Annotated in this window: 16 protein-coding genes; 2 read left to right on the top strand and 14 right to left on the bottom strand. The window is 72.5% G+C overall.

The annotated features are described in order from the left end of the window. Positions 1 to 18: 18 nt before the first annotated feature. The 9 genes from AC0VYL_RS08195 to AC0VYL_RS08155 form a co-directional block, all read right to left on the bottom strand. A complete protein-coding gene (locus AC0VYL_RS08195; protein WP_475460859.1) occupies positions 19 to 1,176 on the bottom strand; it encodes a uroporphyrinogen-III synthase in 1,158 nt (385 codons plus the stop codon). Next, complete coding sequence (gene nirD / locus AC0VYL_RS08190; RefSeq protein ID WP_475460857.1) at positions 1,173 to 1,532, bottom strand: nitrite reductase small subunit NirD; 360 nt, start codon at positions 1,530 to 1,532, stop codon at positions 1,173 to 1,175. Before nirD ends, AC0VYL_RS08195 begins: the two co-directional genes overlap by 4 nt. Continuing rightward, positions 1,529 to 4,039: a nitrite reductase large subunit NirB gene (gene nirB, locus AC0VYL_RS08185; protein ID WP_475482772.1), complete on the bottom strand. Its 2,511-nt coding sequence runs from the start codon at positions 4,037 to 4,039 to the stop codon at positions 1,529 to 1,531. Before nirB ends, nirD begins: the two co-directional genes overlap by 4 nt. A gap of 169 nt (positions 4,040 to 4,208) precedes the next feature. Beyond that, positions 4,209 to 5,651: an FAD-dependent oxidoreductase gene (locus AC0VYL_RS08180; protein ID WP_475482771.1), complete on the bottom strand. Its 1,443-nt coding sequence runs from the start codon at positions 5,649 to 5,651 to the stop codon at positions 4,209 to 4,211. Continuing rightward, positions 5,648 to 7,783 carry a molybdopterin oxidoreductase family protein gene (locus AC0VYL_RS08175; protein WP_475482770.1) on the bottom strand — a complete coding sequence of 712 codons (2,136 nt, stop codon included), beginning with the start codon at positions 7,781 to 7,783 and terminating at the stop codon, positions 5,648 to 5,650. The genes AC0VYL_RS08180 and AC0VYL_RS08175 overlap by 4 nt, the downstream gene beginning before the upstream one ends. Next, positions 7,780 to 9,162 (bottom strand): MFS transporter, encoded by a 1,383-nt coding sequence (locus AC0VYL_RS08170; RefSeq protein ID WP_475482769.1) that lies wholly within the window; start codon positions 9,160 to 9,162, stop codon positions 7,780 to 7,782. The genes AC0VYL_RS08175 and AC0VYL_RS08170 overlap by 4 nt, the downstream gene beginning before the upstream one ends. A 317-nt stretch (positions 9,163 to 9,479) precedes the next feature. Then, complete coding sequence (locus AC0VYL_RS08165; RefSeq protein WP_475460847.1) at positions 9,480 to 9,857, bottom strand: DUF2255 family protein; 378 nt, start codon at positions 9,855 to 9,857, stop codon at positions 9,480 to 9,482. Between the two features lie 206 nt (positions 9,858 to 10,063). After that, on the bottom strand, positions 10,064 to 11,473 hold the full coding sequence (locus AC0VYL_RS08160) for a sodium:solute symporter family protein (RefSeq protein ID WP_475460845.1): 1,410 nt from the start codon (positions 11,471 to 11,473) through the stop codon (positions 10,064 to 10,066). Positions 11,474 to 11,586: 113 nt separating this feature from the next. Next, positions 11,587 to 12,420 carry a MurR/RpiR family transcriptional regulator gene (locus AC0VYL_RS08155; protein WP_475460843.1) on the bottom strand — a complete coding sequence of 278 codons (834 nt, stop codon included), beginning with the start codon at positions 12,418 to 12,420 and terminating at the stop codon, positions 11,587 to 11,589. A 161-nt stretch (positions 12,421 to 12,581) separates the two neighbouring features. Here AC0VYL_RS08155 and AC0VYL_RS08150 point away from each other — a divergent pair, with 161 nt between their 5' ends. Then, on the top strand, positions 12,582 to 13,829 hold the full coding sequence (locus tag AC0VYL_RS08150; RefSeq protein WP_475482768.1) for a metal-dependent hydrolase family protein: 1,248 nt from the start codon (positions 12,582 to 12,584) through the stop codon (positions 13,827 to 13,829). A gap of 922 nt (positions 13,830 to 14,751) precedes the next feature. Further along, positions 14,752 to 16,317: a BCCT family transporter gene (locus tag AC0VYL_RS08145; protein ID WP_475460839.1), complete on the top strand. Its 1,566-nt coding sequence runs from the start codon at positions 14,752 to 14,754 to the stop codon at positions 16,315 to 16,317. 94 nt (positions 16,318 to 16,411) lie between these two features. Here the strand turns inward: AC0VYL_RS08145 and AC0VYL_RS08140 are convergent, their stop codons facing one another. From AC0VYL_RS08140 to AC0VYL_RS08120, 5 genes are all read right to left on the bottom strand, one after another. Further along, complete coding sequence (locus AC0VYL_RS08140) at positions 16,412 to 17,134, bottom strand: response regulator (RefSeq protein WP_475460837.1); 723 nt, start codon at positions 17,132 to 17,134, stop codon at positions 16,412 to 16,414. 116 nt (positions 17,135 to 17,250) lie between these two features. Continuing rightward, a complete protein-coding gene (kdpC, locus tag AC0VYL_RS08135; protein WP_475460835.1) occupies positions 17,251 to 17,820 on the bottom strand; it encodes a K(+)-transporting ATPase subunit C in 570 nt (189 codons plus the stop codon). Position 17,821: 1 nt separating this feature from the next. Next, positions 17,822 to 19,951, bottom strand: coding sequence for a potassium-transporting ATPase subunit KdpB (gene kdpB / locus AC0VYL_RS08130; RefSeq protein WP_475482767.1), 2,130 nt, complete (start codon positions 19,949 to 19,951; stop codon positions 17,822 to 17,824). Positions 19,952 to 19,959: 8 nt separating this feature from the next. Next, positions 19,960 to 21,678: a potassium-transporting ATPase subunit KdpA gene (gene kdpA / locus AC0VYL_RS08125; protein ID WP_475482766.1), complete on the bottom strand. Its 1,719-nt coding sequence runs from the start codon at positions 21,676 to 21,678 to the stop codon at positions 19,960 to 19,962. Continuing rightward, entirely contained in the window at positions 21,678 to 21,767 is a 90-nt protein-coding gene (locus tag AC0VYL_RS08120) for a potassium-transporting ATPase subunit F (RefSeq protein ID WP_475460829.1), read from the bottom strand. The genes kdpA and AC0VYL_RS08120 overlap by 1 nt, the downstream gene beginning before the upstream one ends. Between the last annotated feature and the right edge of the window lies 1 nt (position 21,768).

Genomic DNA, 21,768 nt, shown 5'->3' with positions numbered 1-21,768 from the left:
TCCTTCCTGTCGGGCGGATCAGGCGGTGCACTCCGGGGTGTCCAGGGCCAGGCGGTAGCCGCGCTTGACCACGGTCTGGATGATCCGGGGGTCGCCCAGGGCCGTGCGCAGCCGGGCGACGGCCGTCTCCACCGCGTGGGCGTCGGCGTCCTCGCCCAGGCAGGTGAGCAGGTGGGACCGGTCCAGGACCCGGCCGGGGTGGCGGGCCAGGGCACGCAGCAGCCGCATCAGGGTGGGCGAGAGTGTGTGGACGGCGCCGTCGACGAGGACGGCGTGGCCGCGCAGACGCAGGCGGTGTCCGGCCACCTCCAGCGTGGGGAAGCGGGCGGGCAGTTCCTCCGCGAGTCTGCGGACCTGGGAGCCGATCCGGGCCCGGTCCGGCCAGACCGTGGGGATGTCGTGGGCCATGAGCGGGCGGGCGGTGACCGGCCCCACGCACATGGCCAGGACGTCGCCGCGCAGCGCGCGCACGAGCCCGCCCCGCTGCCCGGTGGTGTGAGCACGGGCCAGCAGTCCGGCGGCGGCGGGCGCACTGGTGAAGGTGACCGCGTCCACTCCCCCGCCGGAGACGGCCTCGATGAGCCGGTCCAGCGCGTCGGTGTCCTCGGGTTGGGTCCAGCGGTAGACGGGCACCTCGACCACGTCGGCTCCGGCCATGCGCAGCGCGGCGGTGAAGTCCGGCAGGGGCTCGCCGTGCAGCTGGACGGCCACGCGCAGGCCCTGGACGCCCTGGCCGAGCAGGTGGTCCAGGACCTCGGCGGACGACTCCGAGGGCGGTGACCACTCCTCGGTGAGTCCGGCCGCGCGGATGGCGCCCCGGGCCTTGGGGCCCCGGGCCAACAGGCGGGAGGCCCGCATACCGTCCAGGAGTCCTTCGGCGGTCCCCCACGTCTCGCACGCCTCCACCCAGCCGCGGAAGCCGATGCCGGTGGTGGCCACCACGACGTCGGCGGGACGGCGGGCCAGTTCGTCGGAGACCGAGGCCAGGCGCTGGTCGTCGCTGAGCGGCACGATGCGCAGGGCGGGCGCGGCCACGACCCGGGCCCCCTTGCGGCGCAGCAGGGCGCTCATCTCGTCGGCGCGGCGCGCGGCGGTCACCGCCACGGTGAACCCGGCCAGCGGCGCGGTGGTGGCGGGTTCCCGTCCCGGAGGCGTGGTGGCGGGGGCGGTGTTCACGGTGTCTCCCCCTGGGTGGCGATCTGCACGGTGCCGCCCCGCTGGCGCACGGGCCAGGTGGTCAGGCGCGTGTCGCCGTCCAGCCCGGTCCCGGTGCGCAGGGAGTACACCTCCTTGAGCATGGGCGAGGTGACGGTGGGTTCCCCGCTCCGGTCGCCGACGATGCCCCGTGCGATGACGGCGGCGCCGGTGCGGGGATCGACGTTGTCCACCGCGTACAGGTGGTGGTCCCGGGTGCGAAAGAGTGCGGCCTGCCGTCCGTCGGGGAGCAGCACGGCAACGCCGTCCTCGACGCGCAGCAGGTGCGCCGGGCAGACGTCGGTCCAGGTCGTGGCCGGGGCGGTGGTGACGGTCATCTGGTGGCCTCCTGGGGTCGGCGGGCGGGCATGCCCAGGTTCACGGACGCGGAGTCGGGTACCCGCTGGTCGCGGGCGGTGGTGAAGCTGATGGTGGGGTCGGGCGTGTGGGGGGCGTTGGCGAAGGAGACGAACCGGGAGAGCTTGTCCGGATCTGCCAGGACGGCGGCCCACTCGTCGGTGTAGGTGGCCACGTGACGGTCCATGGCCTCCTCCAGTTCGGCGGCGACGCCCAGGGAGTCGTGGACCACGACGTCGCGCAGGTGGTCCAGGCCGCCTTCGAGGGACTCGATCCAGGGCGCGGTGCGCTGGAGGCGGTCGGCGGTGCGCACGTAGAACATCAGGAACCGGTCGATGTAGCGGATGAGGGTGGGCTCGTCCAGGTCACCGGCCAGGAGTTCGGCGTGGCGGGGCGTGAACCCGCCGTTGCCGCCCACGTACAGGTTCCAGCCCTGGTCGGTGGCGATCACCCCGAAGTCCTTGCTCCGGGCCTCGGCGCACTCCCGGGCGCATCCGGAGACGGCGGACTTGAGCTTGTGGGGCGAGCGCAGGCCCCGGTAGCGCTCCTCCAGGCGGATGGCCAGGCCCACCGAGTCCTGGACCCCGTACCGGCACCAGGTGGTGCCCACACACGACTTGACCGTGCGCAGGGCCTTGCCGTAGGCGTGTCCGGACTCGAACCCCGCTTCCACCAGGCGCGCCCAGATGGCGGGCAGCTGTTCCAGCCGGGCGCCGAACAGGTCGATGCGCTGGCCGCCGGTGATCTTGGTGTAGAGGTCGAAGTCGCGTGCCACCTCACCGATGACGATCAGTTTGGCGGGGGTGATCTCGCCGCCGGGGACGCGGGGCACGACCGAGTAGGTGCCGTTGCGCTGGATGTTGGCCAGGTGGCGGTCGTTGGTGTCCTGGAGGGTGGCCTGTTCGCCCTCCAGGATGTGCCCGTTGCCCAGCGAGGCGAGGATGGAGGCGACGGCGGGCTTGCAGATGTCGCAGCCGTGCCCGGTGCCGTGGGCGGCGATCAGGGCGGAGAAGGTGGTGACTCCGGTGGCGCGGACGATCTCGACGAGTTCGGCGCGCGACTGGGAGAAGTGTTCGCACAGGGCCTTGGACTGCTCGATGCCGGACTGGGCGAGGATCCGCTTGAGCATGGGCACGCACGAGCCGCAGCTGGTGCCCGCCCTGGTGCAGGCCTTCAGGGCGGGGACGTCGTGGTGGCCGCTGCCGATGGCCTCGGTGAGGTCGCCCTTGGTGACGGCGTTGCACGAGCAGATCTGCGCACTGTCGGGCAGCGACTCGGCACCCAGGCTGGCGGTGCCCTCGGGGGTGATCAGGGTGAGCGGGTCACCGGGCAGCGGGGAACCGACGAGGGGGCGCAGAGTGGCGTAGGCCGAGGCGTCACCGACCAGGGCACCGCCGAGCAGGGTGGTGGCGTCGTCGGAGACCACAAGCCTGGCGTAACGGCCGCCCGCGGCGTCGTTGACCACGACGTCCAGGGCGCCGGGTGTGCGGCCGTGCGCGTCGCCGAAGCTGGCCACGTCCACCCCGAGGAGTTTGAGCTTGGTGGAGGTGTCGGCGCCGGTGAAGGTGGCCGAGCCGCCCAGGAGGCGGTCCGCGACGACCTCGGCCATCGCGTTGCCGGGGGCGATGAGTCCGTAGACGGTGCCGTCGTGGTTGGCGGCCTCACCGACGGCGTGGACCCGGGGGTCGCTGGTGGTGCAGGTGTCGTCGATGACGATGCCGCCGCGTTCGCCCACCCGGAGTCCGGCGGCGCGGGCGAGGTCGTCCCGGGGCCGGATGCCGACGGAGAACACGACCAGGTCGGCGTCCAGGTGGGTGCCGCCGTCCAGGGTCAGACGGGCGGCGCGGCCGTCCGGCGAGGGTTCGACACCGGTCGAGGCGGTGCCGGTGTGAACGCGCACGCCCAGGTCGGCCACGAGCGTGCGCAGCAGGGAGGCGGCCCCCTGGTCGAGCTGGGCGGGCATCAGGTGGGGGGCGAGTTCGACCACGTGGGCCTCCAACCCCAGCAGGCGCAGGGCGTTGGCGGCCTCCAACCCCAGCAGGCCGCCGCCGACCACCACGCCGGTGCGGGCGCCCCGCGCGGAGGCGGTGATGGCGTCCAGGTCCTCGATGGTGCGGTAGACGTGGCAGCCCGGGAGGTCGTGGCCGGGGATGGGCGGCACGAACGGGGTGGAGCCGGTGGCCAGGACCAGGCGGTCGTAGTGCAGTTCGCGTCCGCTGGCGGTGGTCACGGTGCGGCGGACCCGGTCGACGGCGGTGGCGCGTTCGTCGACGTGCACGTCGACGGCGGGGCCGGACAGGTCGCCCAGGGACAGGTCCCGGGCGCTGGCTCCGTCGAAGTAGGAGGACAGGGCGACCCGGTCGTAGGCCGTGCGGGGTTCCTCCCCCACGACGGTGACGTGCCAGCGGTGGTCGGTGTCGCGGTCCCGGAGGGCCTCGACGAGCCGGTGACCGACCATGCCGTTGCCGATGACGACGAGCTCTTCCATGGTGTGCGCGACTCCTCCTGCTGCGGGGGCGGACTACCCTCAGGCAACCCTCCGGGTGTTTCCCTCGCGTCAGCCGACCGTGTCGCGGTTGTTTCGTTGTGCTGCCACCGCAGGTGGGGGATGTGTGATGCGCGGGCCCCGGGGCCCGACGCCGCGGACGGGTCCCGGGTCACCCCACCGGGGCGGCCCGCATCCCCGAGAGCAGGGCTCCCACGTCGCGCACGCACCCGCCGCAGCCGGTGGTGGCACGGGTGCGTTCGGCGACGGCCTCACGGGTGCGGGCCCCGTCCAGCCACGCCTTCTCGATGTCGGCGCGGCTGACCGCGTTGCACCGGCACACGGGCGCCTCGGCCGCGTCCGGGGCTTCGGGTACCGCGGTGGGCAGCCCTTGGAGGAGGGCGAGGCGGTCAGAGGGCACCGGGGCGCCGGTGTCGTAGAGCTGGGACAGGGTGGCGGCCGCCTCGGGGAAGCCCAGCAGCACCGCGCCCACCACCCGCTCTTGACGCACCGAGAGCTTGGCGTAACGGCCGCCGTAGGGGTCGCTGATGGTCACCGTCTCCAGGCCCGGGGCGTCCTCGTCCTCGTGGACCCGCCCGAACGCGGTCAGTTCGATGCCCTCGGCCTTGAGGCGGGTCAACGGCCGGGCCCCGACGTAGGTGGCGTGCGGCGCGGTCCCGGTCAGGCGCGCGGCCAGGACGCCCGCCTGTTCCCAGCCGGGCTGGACGAGTCCGGCACCGCCGCCGGGGTGCTGGGCGCAGTCGCCGACGGCGTGCACGCGGGGGTCGGAGGTGGCCAGCCGGTCGTCGACGACGACACCGTGGTCGACCGCGATCCCGGCCCGGGTGGCCAGTTCGGTGTTGGCGCGCACCCCGGCGGCGACCACCAGGGCGTCGCCGGGCAGGACGGTGCCGTCGTCCAGTTCCAGACCGGTACCGGGGATCCAGAGGGCGGCCGACCGTCGCGCGTGCACCGCCACGCCCAGGGCGGCGTAGCTGTCGGCCAGGACGCGCGCGGCCCCCTGGTCGATCTGACGGCACATGATCCAGGGGGCGGACTCCACGACCGACACCCGTGTCCCCCGGCCGACCAGGCCGCGCGCGGCCTCCAGGCCCAGGACACCGCCGCCCAGGACCACCACGGGTGCGCCGGGCCGGGTCAGGGCGAGGAGGCGCTGGCAGTCCTCCAGGTCGCGCAGGGTGTGCACCCCCTCCCCCGGGCCCTCGTCCGGGGCGCGTACGCCGGGGACCGGTGGGAGCGCGGCGCGCGCACCGGTGGCCAGGACGAGTTCGTCGTAGGGCAGGTGGGAGCCGTCGTCCAGGTCGAGGATCCGCCGCCGGGTGTCCAGGGCGGTGGCGGCCACGCCCGTGCGCACGGTGACCCCGGGGCCGCCGGGGGCGGGCAGCCGGATCTGTTCGGGGCCGTAGTCCCCGGCGAGCACTCCCGAGAGGAGGACGCGGTTGTAGGCGGGGTGCCGTTCGGCGCCGACCACGGTCACGCGCACGTGTTCCCCGGCCGGGTCCAGCCGGGCCGTCTCCTCCGCGAAGCGGGCGCCGACCATGCCGTTACCGACGACCACGATCCGGCGCGGGGTGAGCCCCTGAACGGTGTTCAACTGGTGCCTCCTGGCGTGGGTGCGCTGACCGGGCCGGGGGTCTCCCGGTTTCCCCGGCCGGGCGGGTCGGGTTCCAGGCGTACGGCGCTGACCTTGAACTCGGGCATCCGGCTGACGGGGTCCAGCGCCGGGTGGGTGAGGTTGTTGGCGGACTGCTCACCGGCGAAGTGGAAGGGCAGGAACACCGTGTCCAGACGGGCGGTGGGTTCCAGGCGCACCCGGGCGCGGGTGCGGCCCCGGCGGGAGGTGACGCGGGCCCAGTCCCCGGCGGCGAGCCCGGCGCGCGCGGCCGTGTCGGGGTGCACCTCCACGTACGCCTCGCGTTCGGCGCCGTCGAGTTCGGCCACACGGCGGGTCTGGGCTCCGGACTGGTAGTGGCCCATCAGCCTGCCGGTGGTGGCCACCAGGGGGTACTCGGGGTCGGTGGTCTCGGCGGGGGGCCGGTGGGCGACCGGGACGAGGCGGGCGCGCCCGTCGGGGTGGGCGAAGGAGTCCAGGAACGGGCGGGGCGTGGACCCGGTGGGGGTCCGGACCGGCCAGTACAGCGCCTGACCGTCGGCCAGGCGTTGGGGGGTGACTCCGGAGTAGTCGGCCGGGCCTCCGGCGGAGGCGCGGCCCAGCTCGGCCAGGACGGTGTCGGGGTCGGTGGGGAAACGCCCGGCGGGTTGCCCGAGCCGCACGGCCAGGGCGGAGAGGACCTCCAGGTCGGTCCACACCCCCTCGGGCGGGGCGGTGGCCCGGGCGCGGCGCAGCACGCGGCCCTCCAGGTTGGTCATGGTGCCGCCCTCCTCGGCCCACTGGGCCACGGGCAGGACCACGTCGGCCGCGGCGGCGGTCTCCGAGAGCACGAAGTCGGCCGCCACCAGCAGGTCCAGGGAGTTCAGGCGGTCGCGTACGCGGGCGGTGTGCGGTGCCGAGACCACGGGGTTGGAGCCGAACAGCAGGAGGGCGCGCGGCCCGTCGGGGGTGCCCAGTGCGTCGAGGAGTTCGAAGGCCGAGCGGCCCGGACCGGGCAGGGTGCCGGGGTCCACGCCCCACACCCGGGCCACGTGTTCGCGTGCGTCCGGGTCGTCGATGCGCCGGTATCCGGGCAGCTGGTCGGCCTTCTGGCCGTGCTCGCGTCCGCCCTGGCCGTTGCCCTGGCCGGTGATGCACCCGTACCCCGAGCCGTGGCGGCCGGGCAGGCCCAGGGCCAGGGCCAGGTTGATCCAGGCCGAGACCGTGTCGGTGCCCTTGGCGTGCTGTTCGGTGCCGCGTCCGGTGAGGACGTAGGCCGAGCGGTTCCGGGCGGCCCGGCCCAGCAGGTCGGCGGCGGCGCGGATGCTCGCGGCGGGGACTCCGGTGACCTGCTCGGTGCGTTCGGGCCACCAGGCGGCGGCGTGCTCCCAGGCGGCGTCGAAGCCGGTGGTGCGCTCGGCGACGAACGGCTCGTCGCACCAGCCCCGCACGCGTGCCGCGTGCAGCAGTCCGAGGGCCAGGGCGAGGTCGGTGCCGGGCCGGGGGGCCAGGTGCAGGCCGCCCCGGTCGAGTGCGACCCGTGCGGTGGCCGTCCGGCGCGGGTCGACGACGATGAGGGCGGGCGCGGACAGGTGCCCCATCATCGGCGGCATGGTCTCGGCCGGGTTGGCCCCGGCCAGCAGGACCGCCTCCGCCTCGGCCACGTCCGTCAGGGGGAAGGGCATGCCCCGGTCCAGACCGAAGGCACGCGTGCCCGCGGCGGCGGCCGAGGACATGCAGAAGCGGCCGTTGTAGTCGATCTGGGAGCTGGCCAGGGCCAGGCGGGCGAACTTGCCCAGGGCGTAGGACTTCTCGTTGGTCAGGCCGCCACCGCCGAAGACCGCGACGGCGTCGGGGCCGGACTCGGCGCGCAGGGACAGCAGGCGTTCCGCCACGTGGTCCAGGGCGGTGTCCCAGTCGGTCTCGACCAGGTCGGAGCTGCGGTTCGCACGTATCAGGGGACGGGTGAGCCGGTCGGGCACGGTGAGGAGCTCGGCGGAGGTCCACCCCTTGCGGCACAGTCCGCCCCGGTTGGTGGGGAAGGGAGCGGGCCTGACGGTCAGGCGCCCGTCCGGCCCGGGCTCCAGGTTCATGGCGCACTGGAGTGCGCAGTAGGGGCAGTGGGTGGTGGTCATCGGGCCGCGACCGCGACGGGCTCGTCGGCGGGGGCGGTGTGTACGGGACGCCGCAGGTACACGGCCCAGGTGACCACGGCGCAGAGCAGGTAGAAGGCACCGAAGGCGACGAAGGCGGGCGCGGTGGAGCCGGTCGCGGCGAACGACTCGCGGAAGCCGACGTTGATGCCCACGCCGCCCAGCGCGCCGACCGCGCCGATCAGTCCGAGCATGGAGGAGGCCACGCGCTTGGTGCGGGCCAGGGCCTGTTCGCGGGGTTCCCCGGCGGCGATGGCGTCCTCGGCCCGGGCCGCGTAGATGGAGGGGATCATCTTGTAGGTGGAGCCGTTGCCCAGGCCGGTGAGGACGAACATCACCGCGAACGCGCCGATGAAGAGGGCCAGCTGGCTGGCCTGGACGGCGAGGACGAGCACGGCGGCGCAGGCGGCCATGGCGGTGAACACCCACAGGGTGACGCGGGCCCCGCCCAGGGAGTCGGCCAGCCTGCCGCCGACGGGCCGGATGAGCGAGCCCAGGACCGGACCCAGGACGGCGATCCCGGCGGCCTGCACGGGCTCCAGGCCGAACTGGGCCTGGAGCAGCAGGCCGAAGGCGAAGCCGGTGCCGATGAAGGAGCCGAAGGTGCCCACGTACAGCAGCGACATGATCCAGAAGTGGTGGTCGCGGACGGCCGAGAGCTGCGCGGCCGCGTCGGCGCGCACGTGGACGAGGTTGTTCATCGACCGGTACGCCCACCAGGCCGACAGCAGGATCAGCGGCGCGTAGAAGAGCGGGACCAGGTACCCGGCGGAGGTGGTGAACAGGGCGATGACGGCCAGCCCGACCAGCTGGACGGTGGCGACGCCGATGTTGCCGCCGCCCGCGTTCAGGCCCAGGGCCCACCCCTTCTCCCGTTCGGGGAAGTAGGAGTTGATGTTGGCCATGGAGGAGGAGAAGTTGCCGCCGCCCAGGCCCGCGGTGGCGGCCAGGACCAGCAGTAGCCAGAAGGGGGTGTCGGGGTCGCGGACCAGGAAGAACGCGGCGACGGTCGGCACGATGAGCGCCAGGGTGGCGACGACGGTCCAGTTGCGTCCGCCGAAGACGGGCACGGCCAGGGTGTAGGGCACGCGCAGGACGGCTCCGACCAGGGTGACCACGGACAGCAGCAGGAACTTCTGCTCGGGGGTGGTGGAGAAGCCGTGCTCGGGGGTCATGAACAGCACGAGCACGGACCAGATGCTCCAGACCGAGAAGCCGATGTGTTCGGAGGCGATGGAGGCCCACAGGTTGCGGCGGGCCACCCGGCGTCCCCCGTCGTTCCAGAACGCCTCGTCCTCGGGATCCCAGCGGGAGATCCAGCTCCTGCCTGTGCGTGGCGCGCGTGGGCCTGTTCCGGTCACGGCTGGTGCCTTCCTGCTTGACGGCGGTCGACGGAACCGAAGGTAGGAAGGCCGCGTTGCGGGGAGGTGTCCAGCCGTAAACCACGCGAAACAGTCGGCTCACCCGAAGGGCGCGGCCGTGGTGAGAACACCTGTCGGCGCTGGTGGAAGGTAGTGGTCCGAACACGCGACAGCAAGGGACATCGCACCCTTTGTGGGCGGAATCACCCCGGGGGGCAGGGTGAACGGCGGGCGGCGCGCTCGCGAACGCCCCTCCTTCGCTCCCACGCCCCGCCCCTCGGTCCCCCTCAGGACCGGCGTCGCCGCCCCGGCCCCGCTCAGGCCTGCTCCGGAACCAGCCTCATCGTGGTCGAGCGGGCGTCCGCGCCCGTGATCTGGTTGACCGGTGCCGAGTCCGCCCCGTACTTGGCCCGGTAGGCGGCGTCGATCCGGTCGTCCAGGGAGTCGTCGGCGTCCTCGAAGCCGACGTCGGCCTCGACCCCGCCGGCGCTGACGTGCCCGGCAAGGTGGTCGCGGGTGCCCCGGTACCAGGAGGACCCGGGCCCGTTGACGGACCGGACGTAGAGCTCGTCGCCCTCACGCACCACCCAGATGATCCGGGAGCGCCGCAGCTCCCCGGCGTCGCCCCGGGAGGTGATCCGCAGTTCCCCGGCGCGGCCGATCCTGTCGAGCTGGTCCTCGGTCCACCCGCTCATGCGTGTCCTCCCCCGCTCGCGTCACACCACGTCCACCCCACCCTTTCCAGGGGCTCCCCGCCGGACACGGACCTTGACCCAACCTGTGCGGAGCGGCGGCCGATTCTTGGGATCCGGGACGGGACGGGGTGTGGCGCCCGTGCGGGTGCTGGTGCCGGTACGCGAAAGGCGCCGCCGGGAGTCCCGGCGGCGCCTTTCCTTCGGCGTCAGTCCACGCCCGCGGCCTCCAGCGTGCGGGCGTCGGGGGCCTTGGTGAGCAGGCTCGCGACCACCAGGGCCAGCACGGCGGCGGGCAGCGCCACGATCACGCCGTTGAACCCGCCCGGGGCCCCGGCCAGCTCCCAGCCGATGGTGACGACGGTGCCCGTGATCAGGGCGGCCACGGCACCGGCCGTGGTGGCGCGCCTCCAGAACAGGACCGCCAGCACGGCGGGGGTGATCGCCGCGCCGTAGATCGTGTACGAGTACATCTGGAGGTCGAGGACGGTCGGGAAGTACAGGCCCAGGGCGACCGCGATCAGGGCGATGCCGACGACGGAGAGGCGCTGCACGACCAGGGTGCCCCGCTCGCCGACCTTGCTCCCGCCGAACCTGGCGAACAGGTCGAAGGCGATGTTGGAGGCGCCGGAGAGCATGAACGACGAGCCCGTGGTCACGACGAACGCGACGGCGCCGGCCAGCAGCAGCCCGCCGATGAGCGTGGGCAGGTGGCCGTCGGTGGCCAGGCGCAGAACGGACTCGTCGCCGTTGATCCCGGGCATGAGCACGGACGCCGAGGTGGCCAGGATGATCACGGGGACGAACACGAAGAAGCTGGCGATGAGCATGCCCAGCGTGGAGTTGCGGGCGGAGCGCTCGTCCTGGGCGGCGGCCAGCCGCTGGTAGAGGTTCTGGTCGGCCAGCAGGAGCAGGAAAAGCGGCAGGAAGTAGCCGAGCAGCTGGAGCGGGCTGAGGCCGCCGTTCGGGGTGCGGGAGGCCTCGGGCAGCCCCTCCCAGTACACCGGCAGGCCGCCGACCGCGACCAGGATCAGCGGTACCGCCACGATCAGCGCGCCGAAGACGAGGATCGCGGAGACGAAGTCCGTGTAGGCGACGGAGAAGAGGCCACCGGTGACGGTCAGGATCGTCACGACGGCGGCGACGACCAGCGCGCCCTGGGTCGTGGTGAGCGGGGTGATCAGGGAGAGGACGTAGCCGCCGCCGACGAACTGCGAGGCGACCAGGCCGACGTAGGCGATGGTGGTGACCACCGCCGCGACGGTGCGCACCCCGCTGCCGAAGCGGGCCTCCAGCAGTTCGGGCACGGTGTGCCGGGCCGCCCTGCGGATGCGGCGCGCGGCCAGCAGCAGGACCAGGATGCCCAGGGGCGTACCGGCGAAGAAGATCATGCCGGCCATGGGGCCGTAGTTGTAGGCGAAGTTCGCGCCACCGATGATCGTGCCCGATCCGACCCAGGTCACGACGAGGGTCGCGACCATGACGGGTGTGGACAGGCTCCGTCCGGCGAAGAGGAAGTCCTCTCCGGTGCGGAGCTTGGAGGACCGGGAGAAGTACAGGCCGATCCCGACCATCACCAGCAGATAGGCGGTGATGAGGACCAGGTGGGTCGTTTGCATGAGCTGCCTCAGGAGGGGACACGATGGGGTGGTGAACAGCGGGTGAAGCCCGATGTAACCAGCAACGATGTCAACTATGCAATGCTTGTTGCATGTGGTGTGACTCAGATCACCTAGAACAGCTCGGCTCGCCGCCAGAGCTCCTCGGCCCGCCTGACCGACTCCAGCGCCGCGTCACCCCCGACCCTGGCCAGTTCCGCCAGCACCGCGTGCACGACCGCCATCGCCGCCGTCAGGGACGGGAACATGCCCACCCCCTCGCTCGGCACGGCGACGACGTGGTCGGCCAGCGCGCCCAGGGGCGAGTCCCGCCGGTCGGTGATCAGGGCGATCGCCACGGACTCCTCGGCCGCGATCTCCACCGCTCGGCGCAGCCCGACCGGGAGCATCCACAGGTCGCAGACCACCAGCAGGTCGCCCTCCCCCATCCGGGCCAGCGAGTTGGCCAGGGCGGTCCCCCCGGAGTCGTGGAGGCGCACGTCGTAGCCCATGATCCCGGCGGCGTGGGAGAGCTGCACGCCGGGAGCGGCGAAGGTGCCCGAGCCCAGGACCAGGGTCCTTCGCGCCCCGTGGATGGCGGCGGCCACGGCCCGCACCCGGTCGGGTTCGAGGGTCTGCTCCAGCAGTCCCAGGCTCTCCCGGTCCGAGCGCACCGCCGCGCGCACCGGGTCGGTGTCGGAGCCCGCGTGCTCGGCCAACACCTCCCCCGCGCTGAGCGAGGCCAGGTAGCGCGAGCGCAGCTCGACGCGGAGGGCGGGCCAGCCGGTGAAGCCCAGCTGCTGCGCCGCCCGGACCACGGTGGCGACGTTGACCTCGGCCCTGGCGGCCACCTCGGCCGTGGTCGCGTAGGAGGCGAACCGGGGCTCGTCCCGCAGGACGTGCAGCACCCTCTCGCTGGCCCTGCCCAGGCGCCCCCGCGCGAGCGTCTCCTCGATCCAGTCCGCCATCGGTCCTCCTCCGTTCGAGCGGTCCGGACCACCCGGGTCGCGCCAACCCCAGCGATACCACCCCCGCTCGACGACCGAGGCCCCATGCAACGTATATTGCATTTCGTCGCTGCGGATCGCCCCGCAACAGAGACCGTGCACCCGACCCCTGGAGGTTCCCCGTGTCCGACGGCCCCCGGCCCACCGCCTACACGAACACAGCCCTGCTTGACCCGGAGACCGGCACCCGCACCCCCGGGTCCTGGCTGCTCGTCGAGGACGGCCTCGTCGCGGCGCGCGGCACGGGCGAGGTACCGGTCTCCGTGACCGACCGCGCGGAGACGGTCGACCTCGGCGGGGCCACCCTCATGCCCGGCCTCATCGACGCCCATGTGCACGTCACCGCCCTCAGCGCGGACCTCGGAGCGGTCGGTGACCACTCCCCCTCCTACGTCGCGGCCTTCGCCGCCAGGTCCCTGTCCGACATGCTCGGCCGCGGCTTCACCACGGTGCGCGACGTGGGCGGCGCCGACTGGGGTCTGGCCGAGGCCGTGGAGGACGGGCTCGTGGACGGCCCCCGTCTGGTGTTCGGCGGCAAGGCGCTCTCCCAGACGGGAGGGCACGGCGACTTCCGGCCGCGCGGCCGACACGGCACGGACCAGCACGGATGCTGCCCCGGCGCGGGCCTGGTCTGCGACGGCCCCGTCGAGTTCCGCAAGGCCGCGCGCGAACAGCTCCGCACCGGCGCGCACCACGTCAAGGTGATGCTCTCGGGCGGGGTCGCCTCCCCCACCGACCGGATCGACTCCACCCAGTCCTCGGAGGACGAGCTGCGGGCGGTCGTCGAGGAGGCCGAGGCCGCCAACCGGTACGTCACCGGGCACGCCTACACCGCGAGGGCGGTCAACCGCGGCCTGCGCCTGGGTGTGCGCTGCATCGAGCACGGCAACCTCATCGACCAGAGCAGTGTCGAACTGTTCGTGGAGCACGGGGCGTTCCTGGTGCCGACCCTGGTCACCTACCGCGAGCTCTCGCGCCAGGGCGCGCGCAACGGGCTGCCCGCCGAGAGCCAGGCCAAGGTGGACACGGTGCTGCACAAGGGGCTGGAGGCCCTGCGGATGGCACACGAGGGCGGTGTCCGCCTGGTGTTCGGCACCGACCTGCTCGGCGGCATGCAGTCGCGCCAGAGCGCCGAGTTCGCCATCCGCGGCGAGGTCCAGCCCGCGGCCGACGTGGTGCGTTCGGCCACCAGCGAGGCGGCGGCGCTGCTCGGTCTGGAGGGCGAGGTCGGCACGCTGCGCACGGGGGCCCGGGCCGACCTGATCGTCGTCGACGGCGACCCGCTCTCCGACCTCTCCCTGCTGGCCGAGCCCGAGCGGGGCGTGCGCACGGTGCTGCGCGGCGGTGTGACGCGACGCACCCGCGCCTAGCGGAGCGGGCCACGCACCCCGGTTCCACCACCGGCACGGCCCCGGAGGCGGGCACCCCCGTTCGCCTCCGGGGCCTTGGCGTGCACCGCCTCGGCCCCGGGCACGGTCCCTCCGCCGACGCCGTACGGCACCCCGGCCACGCGGCGTGCCGCCGGTCCCCCTCCCTCCCCGAACGCCCGACGCACAGGGCCTGGCGCCGTCCGACCGCTCCGACGACCGGCCCGCCCCGACCCCTCCCGGTGCGTCCGGCACGCCCGCCCGCGAGGTCGGTACGTGGGGCGGCACCGGGGTGCGCGCTCCACTCGGGCGTGGACGCGTACGGGCCGCCCGCCCCGCTCCCCGCCCGCGCGTCGGCCCGACCCCGGCGCCCCACCGGGGTGGCGCCCCCGCTCCCACATGCGAGTACGCTCTTCCGGAGGCCCTTTCCAGCTCTTCGGCCCCGTGGGGCTCGACCGCTCTCACACCGACCCCCGAAGGTCGGTGGGCGAAGGTCGGACCACGAGCGGTGCCCGGTCCGTACTCCGGTCCGGAGCTGAGCGAGGGCCTCCTGAGTCAGTGCGCAGCCGTGCTGTCGACCTCGCCGGGCGCCGACTCGGTCAGGGGCCGTCCCAGCGGTGGCCGCCACCGACACCCGCGTCGCGGACTCCTTCCGCGGCGCTGTTCTCGTTCTCCCGGATTCCGTCCCGCTCGCCTCGACACCGACCGTCCCGCTGTTCCGTTCGGTGCGAGGGGCGCCTGTCGCCATGCGCGCTCCGGGACGGAGCTCCGGGTCCCGATCTTCCACCGACGAACAGGCGGTTCAGTCCCGTGCCACGCTCAACCGACCCCAGAACGGTCGTGCTCCACTGCCCACCGCCGTGCGACGCCCCACCCCGCGTGTCCCCCGTGACCGCGGCGCGGATCGATCGAAAGGTGTCGACACATGAATGACGCTCCGGCCGGGCGAAGAACCGTCGGGGTGGTCTTCTGGGCCTCCCTCGCGATCTCCGCCCTGTTCGTGGTCTGGGGCGTGGCCGCCCCGGAACACCAGATGTCCACGATGAACACCGCCCTCAACGGGATCACCTCCAGCTTCGGCTGGGTGTACCTGCTGCTCCCCCTCCTCCTGATCGCACTGCTGGTCTGGCTGGCCTTCAGCCGTTACGGACGCGTCCGCCTGGGCGCCGACGACGACCGCCCCGAGTTCGCCACGCACACCTGGATCGCCATGATCCTCTGCGCGGTGATGGGCATCGGTCTGGTCTCCTACGGCATCGCCGAGCCGATCTCGCACTTCGCGACTCCCCCGCACGACCTGGCCGAGCCGGGAACCCCCGGGGCCGCCGTCCTCGCGCTCCAGTACTCCTTCTACGACTGGGGCCTGCACGCCTGGGCGATCTTCGCGGTCTTCGGCCTCGCGCTCGGGTACTCGATGTACCGCAAGCAGCGTCCCGGCCTGGTCAGCGCGCTGTTCCGGCCGCTGCTGGGGCGGCACGCCGACGGCCCCGCAGGCAAGGCCATCGACGTCTTCACGGTGTTCGCGACCCTGTTCGGCACCACCACCTCGCTCGGTCTGGGCGCGCTCCAGATCGACAACGGCCTGAACCGCATCCTGGGCACGCCCACCGGTGCCACCACCCAGGTCGTCATCGTGGTCGTGGTCACGGTGCTGTTCAGCCTCTCGGCGGCCTCCGGGGTCAAGCGGGGCATCCGCTACACCAGCGAGGTCAACCTGTCGGTGGCCTCGGTGCTCTTCGTCTTCGTGCTGTTCCTGGGCCCGACGGCCTTCCTGGTCTCCCTCTTCCTGGAGTCCCTGGGCCAGTACGGCGGCGAGTTCCTGCTGATGAGCCTGCGCGGCCCGGCCTTCGGTGACACCGAGTGGCTCCAGATGTGGACCTACTTCATGATGGCCTGGTGGGTGTCCTGGGGCGCCTTCGTCGGTGTGTTCCTGGCCCGCATCTCGCGCGGCCGCACCATCCGCCAGTTCATCCTGGTCGTCCTCGGGATGCCCAGCCTGGCCTTCTTCGCCTGGTTCTCCGTGTTCGGCGGCTCGGCCATCGACCTGGACCTGAACCACGGCACGGACATCGCCGGGGCCACCGCGGCGGACCTGAACAGCGCCTTCTTCGTCACCCTGGCGGAGTTCCCGCTGCCCATGGTGACGTCGACGCTGGTGGTGATCCTGGCGGTGCTCTTCTTCGTCTCCGGGGCCGACGCCAACACGTACGTGCTGGGCATGCTCACCACACACGGGTCCATCCAGCCCCGCACGCCGATCCTGCTGCTGTGGGGCGCGGTGACCGGCGCCCTGGCGATCATCCTGCTGCTCTCGGGGGGCCTCAACGCCCTCCAACAGACGGTGATCGTGGCCTCGGCGCCCTTCCTCGTGGTCATCGTGGGCGTGGTGGTCAGCTTCCTGCGTGACCTGCGCACCGAACCCGACACCGCCGCCTGTGGGCACCACGAGCACACCGTGGCCCGGGCGGAGGAGCCGTCCCTGACGGAGTGACGGCGCGGCACGTCCGACCCCTCCTCGCCCCCGGGCGGCTCACCGCGAGCCCCGCCCGGGGGCGAGGGCGTCCCGGGCCGGGGACCCTCCGCCCTCAGACCTCCCCGGCGCCGTTCTCCTCAGCGCCCTGGAAGCGGTAGCCGAGGCCGGGTTCGGTGAGGAAGTAACGGGGGCGGGGCGGTTCGGGTTCGAGCTTCTGACGGATCTTGGTCATGAAGACCCGCAGGTAGTTGGTCTCTCGACCGTAGTTGGGTCCCCACACCTGCTTGAGGAGTTCCTGATGGGTGACCAGGCGCCCCCGGTTGCGCACCAGCACCTCGACGATGTGCCACTGTCGGGGGGTGAGCTGGACCTGTGAGCCGCCCTTGGTGACCCGTTGCGCCGCGAGGTCCACGGTGAAGTCCGCCGTCGTGACCACCGCCTGTTCGGGCGGTTCCACGTCACGGCGCATCGCCGCCCGTACCCGCGCGAACAACTCGTCCATGCCGAAGGGCTTGACGACGTAGTCGTCGGCCCCCAGGTCGAGCGCCTCGACCTTCATGGGCTCGGTGTCCCGGCCCGACAGCACGAGGATGGGGACGCCCGACCACCCGCGCAGGCCCTGGATCACCTCCAGGCCGCTCATCCCGGGCAGGCCGAGGTCGAGCAGGACGAGGTCGGGGCGGTGCTGGGCGACCAGGTTCAGGGCCTGCTCACCCGTGCGGGCGAAGTGTGCCGCGTACCCGCGGGCCCGCAGGTTGAGCTCCAGGGTCTTCAGCAGCATCGGATCGTCGTCGACCACCAGGACCGACGGCGAGGTGTGACGGGACTCTTTCATGCCGGACCGTTCTGTGCCGTTGGAGCTTGCCGCCGCGGGTCCACGATTCCGAGGACGGCGGGGAGGGTGCGGCCAGAGCAGAATCCCACAGCCGCACCCCGTACGAAGGACCGCGGTCAGGAGGAGGCCTCCTCCAGCGCGATGTTCAGGGTGAGGACGTTGACCCCCGGTTCACCCAGGACCCCGAGAGCGCGCGGGGTCGTGTGCCGGGCGACCAGTGCCTCCAGGTCCGCGCCGTCCAGTCCCCTGGCCTCGGCCACCCGCGCCGACTGGAGCGTGGCGTTGGCGACGGAGATGTGCGGGTCCAACCCCGACGCCGAGGCCGTCACGGCGTCGACCGGGACGGAGGCTCCGTCGTCCAACCCGTTGAGGGCGCGGTAGGCGTTCGCACGGTCCTCGACGCCGTCCAGCAGCCCCTCGTCGAGGGGGCCGAGGTTGGCGCCGCCGCTGTCGGAGCCGTCGTACGCGACGTCCGAGGGACGGGGGTGGAAGAACCGGTCGTCCTCGAACCCCTGGGCGAGCTGACTCGATCCCACGGTCCGGCCGTCGGCCTCGACCAGTGAACCGTTCGCCTGGTGGGGGAAGACCGCCTGCGCGACCCCCGTGACGACGAGCGGATAGACACCGCCCAGGGCGAGGGTGAACAGCGCGATCATCACCGTGGCGGTGAGGAGCTGGCGGATCATTTCAGAGCACTCCCAGAGCCGAGACGGCCATGTCGATGGCCTTGATGCCGACGAACGGTGTGATGAGCCCGCCGAGCCCGTAGACGAGGATGTTGTGCCGCAGCGTGGCCGAGGCCGAGCGCGCGCGGAACCGGACCCCCCTCAGGGCCAGCGGGACGAGGGCGATGATGATCAGGGCGTTGAAGATCACCGCCGAGAGGACGGCCGACCGCGCCGACTCCAGGCCCATGACGTTGAGGGCGGCGAGTCCTGGCACCGACGCCGCGAACATCGCCGGCAGGATCGCGAAGTACTTGGCCACGTCGTTGGCGATGGAGAAGGTGGTCAGGGCGCCTCTCGTGATGAGGAGCTGCTTCCCGACGCGCACGATGTCGATGAGCTTGGTGGGGTCGGAGTCGAGGTCGACCATGTTCCCCGCCTCCCGCGCGGCCTGGGTACCGGTGTTCATCGCCACGCCCACGTCGGCCTGGGCCAGCGCGGGGGCGTCGTTGGTGCCGTCTCCGGTCATCGCCACGAGGGCCCCGGCCAGCTGCTCCTGGCGAATCAGTTCGAGCTTGCGTTCGGGGGTGGCCTCGGCGAGGTGGTCGTCCACCCCGGCCTCGGCGGCGATGACCGCGGCCGTGCGACGGTTGTCTCCGGTGACCATGACCGTCCGGATGCCCATCGCGCGCAGCTCGGCGAAGCGCTCCCGCATCCCGGGCTTCACCGTGTCCTTGAGGTGGACCAGCCCGAGGGCACGCGCGGGTCGCCCTCGTTCAGAGACCTCCGCCACCGCCAGGGGGGTACCTCCGTGGTCCGCGATCCGCGCGGCCAGGTCCTGGTACTCCTGGGTGACCTCCCCACCGTGTTCCCGGACCCACCGGGCCACGGCGTCGGTGGCCCCCTTCCGCACCTGGCGTCCGTCCTCGTCGACACCGCTCATCCGGCTCTGCGCGGTGAACGGCACCGCCGTTCCCCGAGGCGCGCCGCGTCCGCGCAGGGACCGTTCCGAGGCCACCGCGAAGTCGACGATCGAACGGCCTTCGGGGGTTCCGTCCGCCAGGCTCGACCGGTGCGCCGCCTCGGCCAGGTCGGCCGCGGACACACCCGGCAGCGGGAGGAACTCGGCTGCCTGCCGGTTTCCCAGGGTGATGGTGCCGGTCTTGTCGAGCAGCAGTGTCGTGACGTCCCCCGAAGCCTCCACGGCCCTGCCCGACGTGGCCAGCACGTTGCGGCGGACCAGCCGGTCCATGCCCGCGATGCCGATCGCCGAGAGGAGCGCTCCGATGGTGGTGGGGATCAGGCAGACGAGCAGCGCGATCAGGATGATCGTGTCCTGCCGGGCCCCTGAGAGGATCGCCATCGGCTGGAGGGTGACCACGACGATGAGGAAGACGAGGGTGAGTCCGGAGAGCAGGATGTTGAGCGCGATCTCGTTGGGGGTCCTGCGACGCTCGGCGCCCTCCACGAGAGCGATCATCCGATCCATGAAGGTCTCGCCCGGACGACTGGTCACGCGGACGACGATCCGGTCGGAGAGGACGGTCGTCCCGCCGGTGACGGCGGACCGGTCGCCGCCCGACTCCCGGATCACCGGTGCCGACTCGCCGGTGATGGCCGACTCGTCGACACTCGCGATGCCCTCCACCACCTCGCCGTCACCGGGGATGACCTCACCGGCCCCGACGACGCATTCGTCACCGATGTCGAGGTCGGTGCCCGCGACCGTGACCGTGGTCCCGTCGGGGCGCCGGACCCTCGCGGTCGTCCCGCTCCGGGTGGAGCGCAGGGCCTCGGCCTGCGCCTTGCCGCGCCCTTCGGCCAGGGCCTCGGCGAAGTTGGCGAACAGGACGGTCGCCCACAGGAACAGGGTGACCAGGGTCGCGAAGACGGCCTCCCCTCCGCCCTGCCCGCCCAGCGAGGTGAACAGGACCACCGTGGACAGGACGCTGCCCACGGAGACGACGAGGATGACCGGGTTGCGGACCAGCTGACGCGGGTCGAGTTTGCGTAGGGAGTCGATGAGGGCCCGGCGAAGGATCGGGCCGCTGATGAGGGCGCCGCGCCGTTCGGCGGGGGTGCGCGGCTTCGCCCCGCTGGCCGTGACCGGTGGGGTCTCGGTGCCGCCGGTTCCCGTTGTCTCTGGGTTCATGGGTGCGCTCACAGGGTGAATTGTTCGGCGATCGGGCCGAGGGAGAGTGCGGGCAGGAAGGTCAGGCCGGCCACGATGAGCACCACGGCGACGGTCAGGCCGGCGAAGAGCGGCGTGTGCGTGGGCAGGGTGCCGACCGTGGCGGGGACCGCTCGTTTACGCGCCATGGAGCCGGCGAGGGCCAGGACCGGGAGGATGAGCAGGAAGCGGCCGACCAGCATGGCGAGGCCCATCGTGATCGTGAACCACCAGGTCGAGGAGTCCAGCCCGGCGAAGGCCGACCCGTTGTTGTTGGCGGTCGAGGCGTAGCCGTAGAGGATCTCCGAGAGCCCGTGGGGGCCGCCGTTGTTGAGCGAGGCCAGGGCCGTGTCGTTGACAGAGGTGGCCGCGGCGAATCCGAGCAGGACCACGGGCATGGCCAGGACGTGGAGCATGACCAGGGTGATCTCCTTCGAGGAGATCTTCTTCCCCAGGTACTCGGGGGTGCGTCCGATCATCAGTCCGGAGATGAAGACGGTGAGGATCACCATGACGAGCAGGCCGTTGAGTCCGACTCCCACGCCTCCGGGACTGAGTTCGCCGAACATCATGTGCAGCATGGCGGCACCGCCGCCCGTCGGGGTGAAGCTGTCGTGCATGGCGTTGACGGAGCCGTTGGAGGTACCCGTCGTGGAGGCCGCCCACAGGCCGGAGGCGGCGGGGCCGAAACGGCTCTCCTTGCCCTCCATGTACCCGCCGGGTTGGTCCGAGCTGATGGCCTGGTCCACGCCCAGGGAGTCCAGCCGGGGGTTGCCCGCGCCCTCGGCCCCCATGATCACGAGGCTCATCGTCGCCCAGACGGTGAACATGACTCCGAACACGGCCAGACCCTGGCGCCGGTCGCGGACCATGTGCCCGAAGGCGAAGGCCATGGAGAAGGGGATGACGAGGATCGCCCAGGTCTGGACGAAGTTGCTGAGCGCGGTGGTGTTCTCGAACGGGTGGGCGGAGTTCGCGTCGAAGAAGCCGCCGCCGTTGGTGCCCAGCTGCTTGACGGCGACCTGGCTCGCGGCGGGACCGCCGGGAACCGACTGCGTCGTCCCCTCCAGCGTGCTGACGACCGTCAGTCCGTTGAGGTTCTGGATCACGCCCTGGCTGACCAGGACGAGGGCCAGTACGAAGGACAGGGGGAGGAGGACGCGGGTCACCCCTCGGACCAGGTCGACCCAGAAGTTGCCGACGGTGCGCGCGCCACGTCGCGCGAGGCCCCGGATCAGGGCGGCCATCACCGCCATCCCGGCGGAGGCGGAGACGAAGTTCTGGACCGTGAGCCCCGCCATCTGGGACAGGTGGCTCATGGTCGCCTCGCCCGCGTAGGCCTGCCAGTTCGTGTTGGTCACGAAGCTGACGGCGGCGTTGAAGGCCACGTTGGGTTCCAGGCCGGGCAGCCCCACGGGGTTGAGGGGGAGCATCCCCTGCGCTCTCAGCAGTGCGTACAGCACGAGGAACCCGACCGCGCTGAACGCCAGCAGCGAGTAGGCGTACCGGGTCCAGTGCTGCTCCTTCTCCGGATCGACCCGGCAGACCCGGTAGAGGGCGCGTTCGATCGGGAGGAGGAACCGGTCCCCGGGCGCGGGGACTCCCTCGCCGTATCCGTAGACCCTGGCCACGTAGCGGCCGAGCAGCGGGGCCGTGACGGCCAGTACCGCGATCAGCAGGGCGAACTGTGCCCACGCGGTCACGCTCATCAGAACCTCTCAGGGAAAAGCAGAGTGGCCAGCAGGTAGAGGGCCAGGGGAAGGGACACCGCCAGGGCGACGGCTTCGTGCCAGAGCATC

The organism is Nocardiopsis sp. iso_238 (assembly GCF_056173325.1).
This window is presented reverse-complemented; position numbering and strand designations above follow the sequence as displayed.